This window comes from uncultured Serinicoccus sp., from assembly GCF_947487915.1.
Classification (GTDB): Bacteria; Actinomycetota; Actinomycetes; order Actinomycetales; family Dermatophilaceae; genus Ornithinicoccus.
Window position 1 is genome coordinate 70,535 of the sequence record NZ_CANKYH010000004.1, and the last position, 15,612, is coordinate 86,146.

Annotated in this window: 16 protein-coding genes and 1 pseudogene; 12 read left to right on the forward strand and 5 right to left on the reverse strand. The window is 70.5% G+C overall.

The genetic code is table 11. The features are described from left to right. Positions 1-192 precede the first annotated feature (192 nt). A pseudogene (disA, locus tag Q0795_RS05680) lies at positions 193-1,208 on the forward strand (DNA integrity scanning diadenylate cyclase DisA). 344 nt (positions 1,209-1,552) lie between these two features. Here the strand turns inward: disA and Q0795_RS05685 are convergent. The 4 genes from Q0795_RS05685 to Q0795_RS05700 form a co-directional block, all read right to left on the reverse strand. Beyond that, on the reverse strand, positions 1,553-1,681 hold the full coding sequence (locus Q0795_RS05685) for a hypothetical protein (protein WP_298887796.1): 129 nt from the start codon (positions 1,679-1,681) through the stop codon (positions 1,553-1,555). Positions 1,682-1,811: 130 nt separating this feature from the next. Then, complete coding sequence (locus tag Q0795_RS05690) at positions 1,812-2,678, reverse strand: C40 family peptidase (RefSeq protein WP_298887798.1); 867 nt, start codon at positions 2,676-2,678, stop codon at positions 1,812-1,814. 184 nt (positions 2,679-2,862) lie between these two features. Continuing rightward, positions 2,863-4,008 carry an ATP-binding protein gene (locus Q0795_RS05695; protein WP_298887800.1) on the reverse strand — a complete coding sequence of 382 codons (1,146 nt, stop codon included), beginning with the start codon at positions 4,006-4,008 and terminating at the stop codon, positions 2,863-2,865. Then, complete coding sequence (locus Q0795_RS05700) at positions 4,005-4,727, reverse strand: response regulator transcription factor (protein ID WP_298887802.1); 723 nt, start codon at positions 4,725-4,727, stop codon at positions 4,005-4,007. The genes Q0795_RS05695 and Q0795_RS05700 overlap by 4 nt, the downstream gene beginning before the upstream one ends. Positions 4,728-4,903: 176 nt before the next feature. Here Q0795_RS05700 and Q0795_RS05705 point away from each other — a divergent pair, with 176 nt between their 5' ends. The 10 genes from Q0795_RS05705 to Q0795_RS05750 all read left to right on the forward strand — a co-directional run bounded on the left by Q0795_RS05705 (position 4,904) and on the right by Q0795_RS05750 (position 13,750). After that, the gene (locus tag Q0795_RS05705) at positions 4,904-5,104 is read left to right on the forward strand and encodes an SHOCT domain-containing protein (RefSeq protein WP_298887803.1); all 201 of its coding nucleotides are present in this window, start codon (positions 4,904-4,906) and stop codon (positions 5,102-5,104) included. Between the two features lie 28 nt (positions 5,105-5,132). Beyond that, a complete protein-coding gene (locus tag Q0795_RS05710) occupies positions 5,133-6,629 on the forward strand; it encodes a multicopper oxidase family protein (protein ID WP_298887805.1) in 1,497 nt (498 codons plus the stop codon). Beyond that, positions 6,629-7,486, forward strand: a complete 858-nt coding sequence (locus tag Q0795_RS05715) for a F510_1955 family glycosylhydrolase (RefSeq protein WP_298887807.1) — start codon at positions 6,629-6,631, stop codon at positions 7,484-7,486. Before Q0795_RS05710 ends, Q0795_RS05715 begins: the two co-directional genes overlap by 1 nt. A 132-nt stretch (positions 7,487-7,618) precedes the next feature. Further along, positions 7,619-7,801, forward strand: coding sequence for a hypothetical protein (locus Q0795_RS05720; protein ID WP_298887809.1), 183 nt, complete (start codon positions 7,619-7,621; stop codon positions 7,799-7,801). A 45-nt stretch (positions 7,802-7,846) separates the two neighbouring features. Then, on the forward strand, positions 7,847-8,962 hold the full coding sequence (locus tag Q0795_RS05725; protein WP_298887811.1) for an ABC transporter permease: 1,116 nt from the start codon (positions 7,847-7,849) through the stop codon (positions 8,960-8,962). After that, positions 8,959-9,486 carry an ABC transporter permease gene (locus tag Q0795_RS05730; protein ID WP_298887813.1) on the forward strand — a complete coding sequence of 176 codons (528 nt, stop codon included), beginning with the start codon at positions 8,959-8,961 and terminating at the stop codon, positions 9,484-9,486. Before Q0795_RS05725 ends, Q0795_RS05730 begins: the two co-directional genes overlap by 4 nt. A gap of 15 nt (positions 9,487-9,501) precedes the next feature. After that, positions 9,502-10,119, forward strand: a complete 618-nt coding sequence (locus Q0795_RS05735; protein WP_298887815.1) for an ABC transporter permease — start codon at positions 9,502-9,504, stop codon at positions 10,117-10,119. After that, on the forward strand, positions 10,116-11,000 hold the full coding sequence (locus Q0795_RS05740; protein WP_298887817.1) for an ATP-binding cassette domain-containing protein: 885 nt from the start codon (positions 10,116-10,118) through the stop codon (positions 10,998-11,000). Before Q0795_RS05735 ends, Q0795_RS05740 begins: the two co-directional genes overlap by 4 nt. Positions 11,001-12,473: 1,473 nt before the next feature. Continuing rightward, complete coding sequence (locus Q0795_RS05745; RefSeq protein WP_298887818.1) at positions 12,474-13,118, forward strand: hypothetical protein; 645 nt, start codon at positions 12,474-12,476, stop codon at positions 13,116-13,118. A 47-nt stretch (positions 13,119-13,165) separates the two neighbouring features. Beyond that, complete coding sequence (locus Q0795_RS05750) at positions 13,166-13,750, forward strand: ATP-binding protein (RefSeq protein ID WP_366942451.1); 585 nt, start codon at positions 13,166-13,168, stop codon at positions 13,748-13,750. A 193-nt stretch (positions 13,751-13,943) separates the two neighbouring features. On the opposite strand, the gene Q0795_RS05755 is transcribed toward Q0795_RS05750, so the two are convergent. Continuing rightward, positions 13,944-15,290 (reverse strand): phenylacetate--CoA ligase family protein, encoded by a 1,347-nt coding sequence (locus Q0795_RS05755; protein ID WP_298887823.1) that lies wholly within the window; start codon positions 15,288-15,290, stop codon positions 13,944-13,946. 149 nt (positions 15,291-15,439) lie between these two features. Between Q0795_RS05755 and Q0795_RS05760 the strand changes: the two genes are divergently transcribed. Then, positions 15,440-15,610 (forward strand): hypothetical protein, encoded by a 171-nt coding sequence (locus Q0795_RS05760; protein WP_298887825.1) that lies wholly within the window; start codon positions 15,440-15,442, stop codon positions 15,608-15,610. The last annotated feature ends 2 nt before the right edge of the window (positions 15,611-15,612 follow it).

The window sequence follows — 15,612 nt, forward strand, 5'->3', positions numbered from 1 at the left end:
TCGGGCGGCATGCTCACAGGCAAGGCGGGTCGAGGCATGGAGGGCGAGAACGTGGCCGTGGCGCGGCAGCCGGACGAGCGACCCGTCCTGTCACGAGTTGGTAAAGGAGGGACCGGCGTGCGAGGCACGCGTCCGTGGTGGACCTAGGCTGGGCGCCGGGCAACAGTAGGGGCGGCCGCCCGGGGCACCGACCTGCGCGACGGCCTCGAGCGCATCCTGCGCGGCCGCACCGGCGCCCTGGTCGTGCTGGGCAGCGACCGCACGGTCGAGTCGATCTGCAGCGGGGGCTTCGAGCTCGACGTGGAGTTCTCGGCGACCCGGCTGCGCGAGCTGGCCAAGATGGACGGCGCGATCGTGCTCAACCGCGAGGGCACGCGCATCCTGCGTGCCGCCACCCAGCTCGTGCCCGACCCGAGGATCGAGACGGTGGAGAGCGGCACCCGGCACCGCACGGCCGAGCGGGTCGCCAAGCAGACCCACATGCCGGTCATCTCGGTGAGCCAGTCGATGTCGATCGTCGCGCTCTACGTGAGCTCGATGCGTCACGTCCTGGAGGCCCGCACGCAGATCCTGGCGCAGGCCAACCAGGCCCTGCAGACGCTGGAGCGCTACCGCTCCCGCCTCGACGAGGTCACCTCCTCGCTGTCGGCCCTGGAGATCGAGGACCTCGTCACCATCCGCGAGGTCTCCGCGGTCCTGCAGCGCCTGGAGATGGTGCGCCGGATCAGCGGCGAGATCGAGCAGTACGTCGTCGAGCTCGGCGTCGACGGCCGGCTGGTCGGCCTCCAGCTGGAGGAGCTCACCGGCGGCATCGGCCGCGACCGGGAGCTGGTCATCCGCGACTACGCCGCCGCCGCCGACGCCAGCCGCGACCCGGCCGAGGTGCTGGAGTCGCTGGCCACCCTCGACGGGGCCAGCTGCTCGACCTGTCCTCGGTCGCCCGCTGCCTGGGCATCACGGTCATCGGCGACGGCCTGGACCACCACAGCCTCACCCCCTCCGGTTACCGGCTCCTGCACCGCATACCCCGCCTGCCCGGCGCGATCGTCGACCGCCTCGTCGAGCACTTCGGCAACTTCCAGGCCCTGCTGTCCGCCGGCCTCGAGGGCCTCATGGAGGTCGACGGCGTCGGCGAGGCACGGGCCAGGGCCGTGCGCGAGGGCCTGTCCCGGCTGGCCGAGTCCTCGATCCTCGAGCGCTACTCCTAGTGCGCACCGCCCCAGCCTCGACCGGGAGACCTCACGCACGCCCCCGGGGGACCGTCGATGGGGAGCTGGCCGATTCATCACCTCGCCAGCGGGTCCCGTGGGTCGCGCATGGCCAGGCGTAGGCGACCGAGCACGGAGGAGCATTCGTCGGCGGCCGGGAGCTCGTCGATGAGGAGGGCCTCGCCGCCCTTGGCTTCGGTTTCCCGGGTCGCTGCGCGGGCGGCCTGGGCGACGAGCTCCCTGACGTCGCATGGGTTCGAGGGCAGGTCGGTCGGCCCTATGACCCCCGCAGGGCCGACCCGGGGAGCGCGGCCGATACCGCGAGCTGGCTCACGGGTGGGCGATCAAGTCGGCACGGTCGCTGCGCCGGTGAGCCGGTGCACCTCGTCGGCAACCATCACTGTCAGGACACCGTCCTTGGCCGGGAGGAGGACCGTGGCGGCCAGGCCGACGTCGTGCGCTGCGCTTGTCACCGGCTGGGGCTTCCCGCGCCCCGGAGGCGACGTCGAGCGGCCGGCGAGGCGGCCCTCGCCGCACGCGGAGGACAGGCCTTCCAGCACCTGCTCGGCAGAAGTACCCCGTGCCGTGCGGCTAAGCGTACGGTCAGCCGAGGCGGCCGTACCAGACGTTGTTCGACAGCAGGGGGCCGTAGCGGACGTCGGTGCTGGGGTTGAGGGCTTCGTAGGTCATGCCGTTGCCGGCGTAGATGCCGACGTGGTACCAGTCGTTGTAGAAGACGAGGTCGCCGGGCTGGGGGTCGGACACGGGGGTGACGGCGGCCTTCTGCCCGGCGACCGTGCGGGGGATGTCGATGCCGGCCTGCTTGAACACCCACCAGGTGTAGGCGGAGCAGTCGAAGGCCTGGGGCGGGGTGCCGTAGAGCACGTAGGGGTAGCCGACGTAGCTCGCCGCGATGTCGAACAGCGAGCCTCCCAGGGTGGTCGGTGTCGCCTCCTGCACCGGCGCGGGCGGGGCGGCAGGCTGCGGCTGCGCGGCGGGTGCCGACTGCCGTGGCTGCGAGTTGTCCACGGGCCGCTGCGGATGTGGCGCCGGCGCTTCGGGTTGCGGTGCGGAGCCTTGCGCGGTCGACGTGACGGGCGGATGCTCGTGTCCGCCCTCCATGGTGGTGGCGGTGAAGGGGGAGTGTCCCAGCGTGGTCTCGACCGGTTCGGCGCGGTCGGGGGCGCTGCGGGCGATGCTGCGGTCGGCGGCCGGTTGGGCTCGCAGCTCGGCGAGGGAGGGTCCGCCCAGCCGCTCTGGTGCTGGGTCGGGATCGCTGCCGGAGGGGGCGACGCGAAGGGGCGAGGACTGGTCGGGCGCGGGTGGGGTCAACTTCTCGGTACCGGGCTGGGTCAAGGGGGACGCCGACGCTGCCGTGACGGCGCTGGCGACGAGGCCGCCGACCATCAGGGCCGCGGCGCCGGTGCGGGGGAGCGCACTGGGCGCGCGGTGCCGACCAGTGGACTTCATAGAACCTCCGGGTCGTGCAGGGACGACCTGGTCTGTGACAGGACAAGGGACAGGTAGTGCCGTTGCCTCCGCCGCGGTACACGGGTGTGCGGCGTGGGTAGCGGGTTCCACGGTGGACCCTCGATGTTGGCCTGCGGGGCTGGTTGTGTGGAGATTTGATGCAGACGTGGGGGCCTGAGGTCGCTCAGTGGTGCTTGACGCCTTGGGACCGTGTCGGGGCCGGAATGCTGACGCTGAAGGTGGCGCCGTGGCCGGGTCCCTCACTGGCCGCGGTGATGGAGCCGCCGTGGGCGTCGACAATCGCCTTGCTGATCGTCAGCCCGATACCGGAGCCGGAGCGGTCACGGTTGCGTGCGCTGTCGCCACGATAGAACCGTTCAAAGACGTGCGGCAGCTGGGCGGCGGCGATCCCCTCACCCTCGTCACGGACGGTCAGCACCACCTCTGAACCGTCACGGTGGGCAGCCAGGAACACCGTCCCTTCGGCCGGTGTGTGCCGCAGCGCATTGCTCAGCAGGTTGGTGAGCACCTGGCCGATCCGGGAGCGGTCCACGTCCACGGTGGCCGCCAGCTCGGCCGAGGGCTCCACCTGAAGCTGGACGCCCATGGCGGCGTAGGGCTCGCGCAGGGCGTTGGTGGCCGCGGCGAACAGGTCGGCCACGGCGACCGGTTGACGGTTCATGACCAGCCGGCCCTCCTCGGCCCGGGACACCTCCTCGATATCGTCCGCCAGCCGGGTCAGCCGGACGGTCTGCTCGGTCAGCACCGCCCTCGTCCCGGGGCCAAGGTCGATGATCCCGTCGGTGAGGCCTTCGTGGTATGCGGCGAGGGTCGCGATCGGGGTCCGCAGCTCGTGCGCTAGGTCGGAGAGCAGCCGGCGACGGGTGTCCTCGACACCCTCCAGCCGGGCCGCCATGACGTTGAAGGCCGAGGCGAGGGTGTCGAGCTCGGTGCCGGACCCCGCGATCGTCACCCGAGCGCCGTAGTGGCCGCGTGCGAGCTCACGGGCCGCGTGCGTCAACTGGGTCAGGGGTCGGCGCAGGAGCCGGGCGAGCACCCAGGTCACGGCCCCGGCCGCCATGACGGAGATGAGCAGTCCCCAGCCCAGAGAGGTCAAGGAGGCGTTGCGATAAGCGAGCTCGATATGGACCAGCTCAGGGGAATCTGCCGGGTGCCCGGTCTGGAGCAGATGGTTGTGGAACATCGGCGGCCCGACCGCTGCGGCGACCAGAGCGACCGTCACGGCACCGGCCAGCAGCACGATCGACTGGCCGACCATCAACCGGCTGGCCAGACCTTGGGGTCGTACCGGGCGACGCAGGGCGCTCATCCCGGGCCCATCCGGTAGCCGACACCGCGCACGGTGGTGACGTAGCGCGCCGTCTCCGGGTCGTCGCCGAGCTTGCGGCGCAGGTGGGCGATGTGACTGTCGACGAGGTGCTCGTCACCCACCCAGCCACCACCCCAGACCTCCTCGATGAGCTGGCGGCGGGAGAAGGCGGTGCGGGGGCGCGAGGCGAGCGTGATGAGCAGGTCCCGCTGGGTCGGTGTCAGATCTACTCGTTCGCCCGCCAGACGCACCTCGAGCGCGGCCGAGTCGATCTGCAGGTCGCCGAAAACCCAGACGGGTTCGTGGGAGTAGGCGCGGGCCGGTGAGCCCGTCCGCGGGCGGCGCAAGACCGCCTGCACGCGCGCAACCAGCTCCCGGACGCTGAACGGCTTGGTGATGTAGTCATCGGCGCCCACCGACAGCCCGATGAGCCGGTCGACCTCGTCGGTGCGGGCCGTGACGACCACGATGTAACAGTCGGAGAACGTGCGGACCTGCCGGCACACCTCGAGGCCGTCCATACCGGGCAGCCCGAGGTCGAGGACGACGACGTCGGGACCGCGCTCGCGCACGGCGGCGACTGCGTCCGGGCCGGTGTGGACCACGGCCGTCTCGTAGCCGGCCTTCGACAGGTAGGCCGCGACCATGCCGGCAAGGGCGCGCTCATCCTCGACGACCAGGACCCTCGCCGCAGGGTCGGGTGCGCTTGCAGGTGTCATGCCCGCATCCTCCCGCACAGGCCACCGGCCGCCGAGGGCGCCAGCCCCTGCGGACGGGAACTTCACCAAACCTCCATGATCTGCGCGTCGGGGGTCAACCACCGCCGTCCAGACTGGTGGGGGAGTGACAGCCAGAGCGGGAGGTCGACATGCTGGTAGCAGGCATGGGTTGGGGCATGTGGCTGCTGATGGTTGGCAGCACTTTGGCGTTCTGGGCTGTGGTCTTCATCGCCGTCCGGGTACTGCTGAACGTGCCGAAAGGGGAACCGACGGAGCCTTCCGGGCCCGTCCTGTTGCTGCAGGAGCGCCTGGCCAGGGGAGAGCTCACCCCCGAGCAGTACGAGCAGCACCGCCGCCTCCTGGCCGACGGGCACTGAGATGTCCCGACCCTTCCTGGAAGGATCGATGATCCGCCCTTCACGACGCCAGCTCATCATTGCCGGCCTTGGCCTGGGCGCCTCGGCGACCCTGGCCGCCTGCTCCGGGGATGTTCCGGTGACCTCGAGGCCGACTGCCCCCTTCGGGCTCCCCGAGCCGGTGCCGCCCTCGCCGGGGCAGTCCGTCGTGAGTGCCCGCCTCACCGCGCGTCCAGTCACCCTCGACCTGGGCGGCAGGACGGTGCAGACGTGGGCTTACGGCGACTCGGCCCCCGGCGCGACCTTGCGGGCGACGGCCGGGGACCTGCTACGGGTCACCCTGGACAACCAGCTGCCCGCTGACACGACGGTTCACTGGCACGGGGTCCGGCTGCGGCCGCAGGCCGACGGCGTCCCCGGCCTCACACAGGATCCGGTCCGTGTTGGAAAGAGCTTCCTGTACGAGTTCACGGTCCCCGACCCGGGCACGTACTTCTTCCACCCGCACGTCGGCACCCAGCTCGACCGCGGCCTGTACGCACCCCTAATCATCGACGACCCCGCCGAGCCCGGTGACTACGACCTGGAGTGGGTCCTGGTCCTGGACGACTGGGTCGACGGCACAGGCACCACCCCCGAGGAGGTGCTGGAGCAGCTGGTCGCCGACGGCGCCTCCGGCACCGACGGCACGGACCACGGGACGATGGCCGGCATGGACCACGGTTCGATGTCAGCAGGGCGGTCCGACACGCCCTGGGGCACCGACACCGGTGACGTGGACTACCCTTACTACCTCATCAACGGCAGACCTCCCACCGACCCGCCGGTCCTGCAGGGTCGGGCGGGGCAGCGGGTCCGGCTGCGCGTCATCAGCGCCGCCTCGGACACCATCTTCACCGTAGCCCTGGGCGGGCACCGCATGACCCTCACCCACACCGACGGCTGGCCGGTCAGACCCGTGCAGACAGACGCCTTCTACATCGGCATGGGGGAGCGCTACGACGCGACAGTCACCTTGGGGTCGGGTGTCTTCCCGCTCGTGGCGCGCCCGCAGGGCGGGCGCACGGGCGGCCAGGGGCTGGCGGTGGTCCGCACCGCCACCGGTACCCTCCCCCCGGCCGACGTCACCCCGGAAGAACTTGACGGAAAGGTCCTGACCGGCTCGCAGCTGCAGCCCGACGACGCCGGCCGTTTGCCGAACAGGGGCACCGACGTCACGGCGGCGCTGAGGCTCGGGGGGTCGATGGCGCCCTACGTCTGGACGATCAACGGTGCCCCGTACGGGCAGAACGAGGCGCTGCGGGTGGCGCCCGGCCAACGCTTGCGCCTTGACGCGACGAACATGACGATGATGCCCCACCCGCTGCACCTGCACGGGCACACGTTCGCCCTGCCGAACGGGTTGCGCAAGGACACCCTGCTGATGGCCCCCATGGAGTCCGTGGCGCTTGACCTTGACGCGGACAACCCGGGTGACTGGATGATCCACTGCCACAACATCTACCACGCGGAGGCCGGCATGATGATCGACCTGAGGTACACGTGATGGTTCTGGCGTCGCGTCCGCTCCGGCACGTCACGACGGTGGCGTCCGTCGGCGTGGGGCTCACGCTCGCCGCGTGCTCCCCGGCCGCCGACAAGATCGGGGTGCAGGGCGACGCCGACGGCATTGCGATCACCCATATCCACGCCGCTGTCCGCGACCCCGGCCGCGGCGACCTGCTGCTCGCCACGCACGAGGGCCTGTTCCGTCAGGAGGGAGACCAACTGGTCGCCGTCGGCCCGGTCATGGATCTGATGAGCTTCACCGTCGACGCCGACGGCACCTACTACGCCTCGGGCCACCCCGGCCTGCAGACCGACCTGCCGCAGCCGCTTGGCCTGATCACCTCGACCGACGGGGGCGCCAGCTGGACGGTGGCCTCACGCGGTGGGGAGTCCGACTTTCATGCCCTCGCCGCCTCCGGCAGCACGGTGACGGGGTACGACGGGACGCTACGGACCTCCTCCGACCGGCGGACCTGGCAGGAACGCTCGATCACCGCTCCACCCCGCACGCTGGCTGCCTCCCCGGACGGGACGATACTGGCCACCACAGAAGCAGGGCTGCTGCGCAGCAGCGACGCCGGCGTCACCTGGGTCAGGCTGACTCCGCCGCAGCAGGCCATCCTGGTGGCCTGGGTCGACGCGAGCACCGTGGTCGCCCTGTCCACCGTCGGCAGGGTCGCCACCAGCACCGACGCCGGGCAGAGCTGGTCGTTGGCAGCGACCATTCTCGGCGAGGCAGGCGCCCTGTCTGCCGGTCGTACCAGCGACGGGTCCTTGGAGATCATCGCCGTGGTAGACGACACCGTGATCCGCACCCTGGACGAGGGCACCACCACCGAGGTCCTCGTGGAATAACCGCACGCACGACGAAGGAGCAGCACCATGACACCCCACGCCCGCCGGGACCCACCGCGCCCCAGCCTGACCGGCCACCCACAGACTCGGTCGATCCCGCTTCTGAACGCAGCCCACCAGCGCGATTGGCTCATGTGGGTCGTGTGCCTGCCCGTGCTCGCCCTGGTCGGTGTCCTGGTCCTGACCGGGGCGTGGGGTGCACTTGGCGTGGTCTACGCCCTGGTGTGCGTGGTCATCATGGCGGTCATGATGCTGTGGATGAGCCACGGCACGAAGCGGCCCACGGATCGCTTCGAGGAGCACAGCCAGGGATAGCACCCGCGGACCCGGACAAGACCGACAGGTCGTGGAGGACACGTCATGAGCTCGTCCCACGGACATCAGGTTCCCGTGGCCAGGCGGCTGCTCGCGGCGCGGCCGGTGCGCACCGGGGCGGGAGTGCTGGGTATCGGCCTGGCACTGGTGTTGATGCTGCTGCTCAACGGCTTGTGGACCGGAGTTCAGGAGCAGGTCACGGTGTACGACGACCACCTTGGCGCTGATCTGGTTGTCGTACCGCCCGGCACCGACAGTCTGTTCGCCGATCCGGGCATCGTCCCCCTCGCCGCAGTCGGCCAGATCGAGCGGGTGCCGGACGTCACCCGTACCTGGCCGATCCGGACCATGTACCTGATCCTGGAGCTTCCTGACGGGAAGGCCGCCGTGGCGGCGGTGGCGAGCGAACCAGGCGGAGCAGGGGGGCCGTGGGCGTTCGCCGAGGGCCGGGCGCCGGTTACTGCGGAGGAGGTCGTGCTCGACGCGCTGTTCGCCGACGGGCAGGACCTTGGTGTCGGTGACCGGCTCGACATGTTCGGGCACGCGATGAAGGTCGTGGGCCTCAGCGAGGGCACGGCGATGTTCATGACCCCGTTGCTCTTCGTCACGAACGACGCGATGACCGGGATGCTCGGTGCCGCGGACACCACGGGTGCGGTCCTGGTGAGCACCACCTCGCCGGAGGTCGTGGCCCAGAGGTTGCGTGACGAGGGGCTGAGCGTGCGCACGCCCGCGCAGCTGCGCGAGGCCTCGCTGAGCGTGGCCACCCAGATCTACGGGTCGCCGGTCAGGCTCATGGTCGCCGTCGCCTTCGCCGCCGGCACGCTGATCACGGCCCTCGTGGTCTACACCGGCATCACCGAGCAGCAGCGGGACCTTGGCGTTCTCAAAGCGCTCGGTGCCACACCCGGCCGGATCCGCCGGCTCGCGGTCGCGGAGACCGCCGCCCTCACCGTGGCCGGCGCCCTGGCCGCCGTCCTCCTGCTGCTCCTGGCCCGTGAGCTGCTGGGCTGGTGGCGACCGGCGTTCCCGATCGCGCTCACCCCCGCGACGGCAGGACGCACCGCTGTGACGGCGGCCGCCATGGCGACCCTGGCGGCGTGGCTGCCGGCACGCCGGGTCAACCGCCTCGACGCGGCGACCGTCTTCCGGAGCCGATGATGCACCGCGCTCTCGCGACCCTCCCGCGGCCGACGGCGGCTCGTCCCGCAGACGTGCCGATCGGGCGGCGGTTCTTGTTCGCCGACCCTCGCCGTGCCGCGCTCACGGTGCTCGGGGTCGCCGCCGCCTTGCTGCTGGTGCTGCTGCTGGAAGGAATCTTCGCCGGCGCCATCAACCAGGTCACCCGCTACATCCGCACCTCACCGGCGCAGGTGTTCATCTCCCAGGACGGTGTCAGGACGATGCACATGAGCGCCTCGGCCCTGCCGCCGGAGGTGGCCCCGCAGGTCCGGTCCGCGGTGGGGGTCGCCTGGGTGGCCCCGATCTGGTTCGCCTCCGGATCGGTCGCCGGACCCGCCGGCAGGCAGCTGTCCTACCTCATCGGCTACGACACCGGCACCGGGCGCGGTGGCCCGAACGAACTGCTCAGCGGGCGCGCGCCCGGACCGGGGGAGGCGATCGTCGACGAGCAGGCTGCCGAAGCCGTGGGTGCCGGTGTGGGTGAGACGGTGACGGTCCTGTGAGCGCGGCTGCTGGTCGTGGGTCTGTCCTCGGGTGGCTCGAGCATCACCAACACGACCGTGTTCGTCAGCCAGCCGGAGTTCGCCAGGATCCACCACGCCGTGCCGTCGTACCTTCTGGTCGGCATCGAGCCCTCCGCCGACGCGAGCACCGTGGCGGAGGGGGTCCGGCAGGCGGTGCCGGGCGTGACCGTCCAGACGCGCGAGGAGTTCGCCGCCTCTGAGGCCAGGATCGTCACCGACATGAGCGCCGACCTGCTCCGGCTGATGTCGACCATCGGCCTGCTGATCGCCATGGCCGTGGTGGCGCTCGGGCTGATGACGGCCACGCTGAACCGCCTCCAGGAGTACGCCGTGCTCAAGGCGCTCGGCGCGACCACCGGCCGGCTCGCCGGCGCCGTGACCGTGCAGGTGCTGTGGACCGTCACCCTGGCGGCCCTGGTCGCCAGCACCCTCGCCCTCGCGCTGTCCTGGGCGGTGCCGCTGCTCTCGCCGGCCGTCACCATCAGCATCACCGCGGCGGCGGTTCTGCGGACCACGGTCGGGACGCTGGCGGTAGGACTCCTCGCAGCGGCGTGGCCGCTGCACCGGATCGGGGTCCTGGACGCGGCGACCGCATTCCGGGAGACGCGATGAGCACGCCCCACCACACCACCCCCGGGGAGGCCGGCGGGCCGGAGCGGGCGGTCACGATCGCGGTGCGCGGCCTGACCAAGACCTACGGCGAGGGTGCCACCCAGGTCGCCGCCGTCCACGAGGTCGACCTCGACGTGCACGCCGGGGAGGTGCTCCTCGTGATGGGGCCCAGCGGCTCGGGAAAGACGACGCTCCTGCTGATGCTCGGGGCGCTGCTGCGACCCACCGTCGGCTCCGTCCTGGTCACCAGACGCAACCACGACCGTGTCGACCTGGCCAGGACGAGCGAGCGTGAGCTTCCGGCGCTGCGCGCCACCACCTTCGGGTTCATCTTCCAGGACTACGCCCTGCTGGACGCGCTGAGCGCCACGGAGAACATCGCGGTGGCGGCCAACTTTGCCGGCACCACGGGCGCCGCCGCCGACGAGCGCGCAGCTCAGCTGCTGGCCCGTGTCGGTCTGGCCCACCGGGCCACGGCTCGACCGTCGCAGATGTCGGGTGGGGAACAACAGCGCGTCTCGGTGGCCCGGGCGCTGGCCAACGACCCGCCCGTCCTGCTCGCCGACGAACCCACCGCGAACCTCGACGCCTCCCGCGGTCGCGACCTCGGGCGTCTGCTGCGCAGCCTTGCCGACGAGGAGGACCGCTCGGTGGTGATCGTCTCTCACGACGACCGGCTTCGTGTCGTCGCCGACCGGGTGCTCTGGCTCGAGGACGGTCGGTTCCGGACCGTGGCGTCCCTCGTGGTCGACCCGGTCTGCCAGATGCAGGTCGAACCGACCGGGGCGCACACCGAGTGGGAGGGCCGGACCCGGTGGTTCTGCTCGGAGGCCTGCCGCAACGAGTTCGTCGCCGAGCCACAACGTTTCCTGACCGGGTGAGCATGTCGGCCGTCCGCAGCCGAGATCGCTTCCGCGGGCTCGGGAGGCTGGGGCAAGACATGCACCCGGGCTCCTGGGCCACCGGCTCGACCTGGCGGAGGGGACCGGGGTGCGACGGAGTGTCACCACGCACCTCGACCTTGAGCGCGTCGGCCCAGAGCTGGTCGACGGCGACACGTGTGACACTGCCTCGGCAGCCTCCCCGACGCGCGTGCGTCGGCCTCCACTGAGGGCAGGGGACGGGGACGGGCGCAGCGTCCACGCCGGATCATGAAGGTTCGATGGAGAAACCCCTCTATGGACCACCAGGCACGACCGCGGATGCCATGATGGGTGGACGTTAAACCTCCTCCACCACCCACTCGTGCAAAGGGACCAAATGTACAATCATGCAAAGTTCGCAGCTGTCCTCTCCTTGACAGGCGCGGGGCTCCTCATCGCCGGACCGGCCCAAGCGGCCAGCGACAGCGCAGCGTTCGGCCAGCACGTGCAGATGCATGCGCAGGGCGAGATGGGGTTCTCCGGCGAGCACAATCCGGGCATGCACCACGGTAAGTCGGGCTGGGATCCCGAGCACACGCATAACATGACACCCTGAGCTTGCCCTAGGCCTGATGCGCCTCGACGCAGGCCTGCAGACTGACCACGCTCCCCCGCCGTCCCCGCCGTCCTCGTGGCCTTGCTCGTGCCGGCGAGGTGTTCCAGCCCGAGAACTGGCTCGCGTCCATCACCGGCATGCTTCTGGTCGGTGCCCCCTTAGGCTCCTGGGTGTTCTCGTCGGCCCGTTCCTCTTCCATGACATCGGCATCTCCCCAAGTCCGATGCTCAGCACGCAGTCGCACAGTTAGGCGCAATGGCCGCCCGGGGACGGCGCGACTCGGATACTCCTCCACGGTGCCCTCACCCCCGGCCTGGACGAATCTGTGCCCCTGATGTATGCGCTCGACTGGCTGGCTGCCGGTTGCTCGTGAACACCACCCCGTGGCACCGCGCCAGCGCCGTTCCCGGTTCACGCCGCCCGCGTCACGTACTGCGGGAGTCACGCACTTGACATGACGCTGAGCCGCGTGCGCGGTGCCGGTCACCGCTGGGAACGTTCCGGAGTCCGGAGAACCGGCGGCTTTCTCAGCCTCACACCGCTCGGCAGGTTCTCCGGCACACCGGCGCGATCCGACCGGTCCACATCGAATCTTCATCGGGTCTGCACCGCGTCTTTACCCAGGTTCGGCAGGCTGATCAGCAGGACGGTGGCCAGGGCGCCGGACACTCGCTCCACCTCCGGTCAAGGAGGCAGACCATGTCGAAGAGCTACGGGACCTGGGTCCTGCCGGGCGGCGCCATAGTCCTCGTGCATCTAGGCCACGGCGGCTGCGCGGGAGCGCACCAGCGGCACGACCAACCACGCGGTGACGTGCGGCCCAGCACCATCCCAGGGCAGCAGTCGTCGGCGCACCACCGCTAGCGAGCTCGGCGATGGACACCGCAGTCGCGCTGGTGCAGGCCTACCTGCACGTGAACGGGTACTTCACGGTTGCCGAGTACCCGGTCCTGGAGGCGCTCCACGACCGGCAGGCGCGGACCGTCACCGACCTCGACATCCTCGCCTACCGGTTTGCTGACGCCGGCCACGACCTGGTCCACGGCCCGGGCAACCGTCCGCTGGACGCGACGATGCTTGTGGTCGACCCCGCTCTGCGCTGCCCGTCCAACCAGGCCGACATGATCGTAGGTGAGGTGAAGGAGGGCTCGGCACGGCTCAACCCCGCCCTGAGAGATCCGGCGGTGCTGGCGGTCGCTCTGACCCGCTTCGGCTGCTGCCCCGCCGACGAGAGCCAGACGCTGACCCGGCAGCTGATCCGAACCGGCACCGCAACCACTCAGGCGGGCCATCACATTCGGATGGTGGCCTTCGGCGACGCGCACGACCAGGTGCCCCACGGGCCATGGCTGATCGTCCCCATGCGGCACGTCGTTCAGTTCTTGCAGGAGTACCTGAGCGCGCACTGGCCGGTGCTACGCCATGCGCAGTTCAAGGATCCCGCGTACGGAGTGCTGGCGCTCATCGAGAAGTGGGGCGTGGGTAGGGGTTTGTCGGGCTCCATCGATGGGGGAGCCTGATGGTGCCGTGCATGTGTGCGCAATCCCATGAGCCCCGGCTGGTTGTGGTGACCGGGGGACCGGGCGCCGGGAAGACCGCGGTGCTCGAGATGGTCCGGCGGTACCTGTGCGAGCACGTTCGGGTACTGCCCGAGGCGGCCAGCGTGGTCTTCGGCGGAGGATTCCCGCGGCACGACGACGCACAATGCCGACGCGCCGCGCAACGGGCGATCTTCCACGTCGAGCGGGAGCTCGAGGCCATCGGCGCCGGCCATAACGCAGCCATCGTGCTCTGCGACCGTGGGACCATCGACGGCCTCGCCTACTGGCCGGGCTCGGCCGAGGACTTCTGGGCAGCGACATCCACGACCCTGGAGGCCGAACTCGCTCGGTACCACGCGGTCATCCACCTCCGCACGCCCACGACCCTGCAGGGCTACAACCACCAGAACCCGCTGCGCACCGAGTCATCGACCATGGCCGCCGCGATCGACGCGCGCATCCTGGACCTCTGGGCCCGTCACCCGAAGCGCTACCTCGTCGACTCGACCGGGGACTTCCTCGACAAGACTGCTGACGCGCTCGCCTTCCTGCGACGAGAACTGCCCGAGTGCTGTTCCACCCACCTGGAGACCGTGCTGGCCACCTCATGACCGCCGGGAGGACGGTTGCGCTTTGCCACCAGCTCCCAAGTGCCGTCACCCCGACAGCCGCTCGCCTCCTGGGAAAGTGCCCCGCGGGGTGACGCGGAAGGAGGCGAGCCGCTGGAATCGCTCCCGGCCCCGGAGCGGTGGCTGAGGGATCCACCAGAGGTCGGGCTCCCGCTCCAGCTGAAGCGGGCCGCTGTCAGGGCGGCGGTGCATGGAGAGCGCGGATCAAAGGCGCTTTGCCGATGGCGGTGCGGGGAATCCTCTCGGCCTGGCGAACGGTGATCGCAAGATGAGAGACTCGCAGCCGGTCGAGCTCGCGACGCAGGCCAGCCTCGACATCCTCAGGGGCGACAACGTCAGCAAGACCCACCACCAGGACGGTCAGACCGTCTGTGTTCTGGGTGATCTGCCACGCGGACAGGGGGACCGTGTCCATGACCCGGTGGAAGACGATCGGCTGCACCACGATGTCGGTGCCGGACGTGCCGGTCAGGCGGAGCGCTTCCTGCTCGCGGCCCTGGATGGTGTCGAGCCGGAGGAAGGGCATGCCGCACGGGCACGGGCCCGCGGTGGACAGACGGACGCTGTCGCTCATCTCGTACCGGATCAGCGGTATGGTGCGCGATCCGAGCACGGTCACCAGGACCTTGGCACCGAACTCGCCGGCGGACACCGGGTGGTGGTTCTCGTCGACGATCTCGGTCACGACCAGGTCCTCGAAGAGGTGCAGGCCTGTGTGGTGCTCGCACTCGGCAGCGATCCCGGCCGTCTCCGTGGCGGCGTACACATTGAACGGCTGATGCCCCCACGCGTGGTCGATGCTGCGTCGCGTCGCCTCTGTCAGCACCTCTGACGCGCTGAAGGTTGCGGTCGGGGCGATGTGCAGCTGGTCCTCGGCCTGGGCATCGGCCAGCAGCCGGAGGATGGAGGCGTAGCCGACGAGCATCTGTGGTTGGAAGGCGTCCAGGCGGGCGGTCAGCTCCTCGAGCGGTGTGCCGGCGTCCAGTCGGAGGGTCGGGACGAAGGGGCTGTCGACGGTGGAGGCGACGAGCGCCGACTGGTGCCACGGTGTCGTCGAGCTCACCACGGCCATCCGGGCGCGCCTGGTCAGGCTCAGCGGCGCTCGTCCCCAGGCGTAGGGACGGCTGTAGGAGGCGAGCACACCGGCCCACTCGTCCGGCCTCCACGCGAAGACTCCTGGCCGGCCGGTGGTTCCGCCGGTGGCGGCCACGTAGTACCGGTCGCGGTACAGCTCGCCGGGCCGCATGCCGGTCAGGAAGGCCTGGACCTCGGGCAGGTGGAGGTCGCGGCTGGTCACGATGTCGTCGAAGTGCTCCATGAGCATCGTCTTCGTGAGCACGGGCAGCTCGGAGAGAGGCGCATCGTCCAGGCCCTTATGGAACCGCTGGTAGAAGGGTGAGGTCGTGCGCGCATGCTCCCGAAGGGCAGCGAGCGATCGGGCCTGGTGAGCGGCGAGCTGGGCTGTGGTCCAGGCCTCTCGTCGCCTCAGAAGGCGCCTGGCGCGCGGCACCTTGACCAGCAAGGACGTACGCATGACGCCCCCCGTCCTAGCCCGTCGGATTGGCGCGTTCGCGCGGTGGCCGGGAGGCGTGCCGTTCGGGTGAGGTCTGTGCGGGATCGGGAACGGGCAGCGGCGGGGGACTCGCCCATGACCTGTGATGCGCAGGTGCCGTGCCCGTCGCGAAGGCTGCGGTGCCCGATGGGGTCGGCGCGGTGTGCTCGCTGGGTCCTGAGCGGGTCACGACCATCCGCACGACGACGGCGACCAGCACCCAGAAGCTGACCGTGGCCAGGACCATCAGCGCCCACATCCACCACGTCGCTGTCGCGCTCATCCCGTGATT

Coding starts and splice junctions, on each gene's coding strand:
- Q0795_RS05690 (WP_298887798.1), bottom strand. CDS start 2,678: ATGAAGTCCACTGGTCGGCACCGCGCGCCCAGTGCGCTCCCCCGCACC.
- Q0795_RS05695 (WP_298887800.1), bottom strand. CDS start 4,008: ATGAGCGCCCTGCGTCGCCCGGTACGACCCCAAGGTCTGGCCAGCCGG.
- Q0795_RS05700 (WP_298887802.1), bottom strand. CDS start 4,727: ATGACACCTGCAAGCGCACCCGACCCTGCGGCGAGGGTCCTGGTCGTC.
- Q0795_RS05705 (WP_298887803.1), top strand. CDS start 4,904: ATGTGGCTGCTGATGGTTGGCAGCACTTTGGCGTTCTGGGCTGTGGTC.
- Q0795_RS05710 (WP_298887805.1), top strand. CDS start 5,133: ATGATCCGCCCTTCACGACGCCAGCTCATCATTGCCGGCCTTGGCCTG.
- Q0795_RS05715 (WP_298887807.1), top strand. CDS start 6,629: ATGGTTCTGGCGTCGCGTCCGCTCCGGCACGTCACGACGGTGGCGTCC.
- Q0795_RS05720 (WP_298887809.1), top strand. CDS start 7,619: ATGTGGGTCGTGTGCCTGCCCGTGCTCGCCCTGGTCGGTGTCCTGGTC.
- Q0795_RS05725 (WP_298887811.1), top strand. CDS start 7,847: ATGAGCTCGTCCCACGGACATCAGGTTCCCGTGGCCAGGCGGCTGCTC.
- Q0795_RS05730 (WP_298887813.1), top strand. CDS start 8,959: ATGATGCACCGCGCTCTCGCGACCCTCCCGCGGCCGACGGCGGCTCGT.
- Q0795_RS05740 (WP_298887817.1), top strand. CDS start 10,116: ATGAGCACGCCCCACCACACCACCCCCGGGGAGGCCGGCGGGCCGGAG.
- Q0795_RS05745 (WP_298887818.1), top strand. CDS start 12,474: ATGGACACCGCAGTCGCGCTGGTGCAGGCCTACCTGCACGTGAACGGG.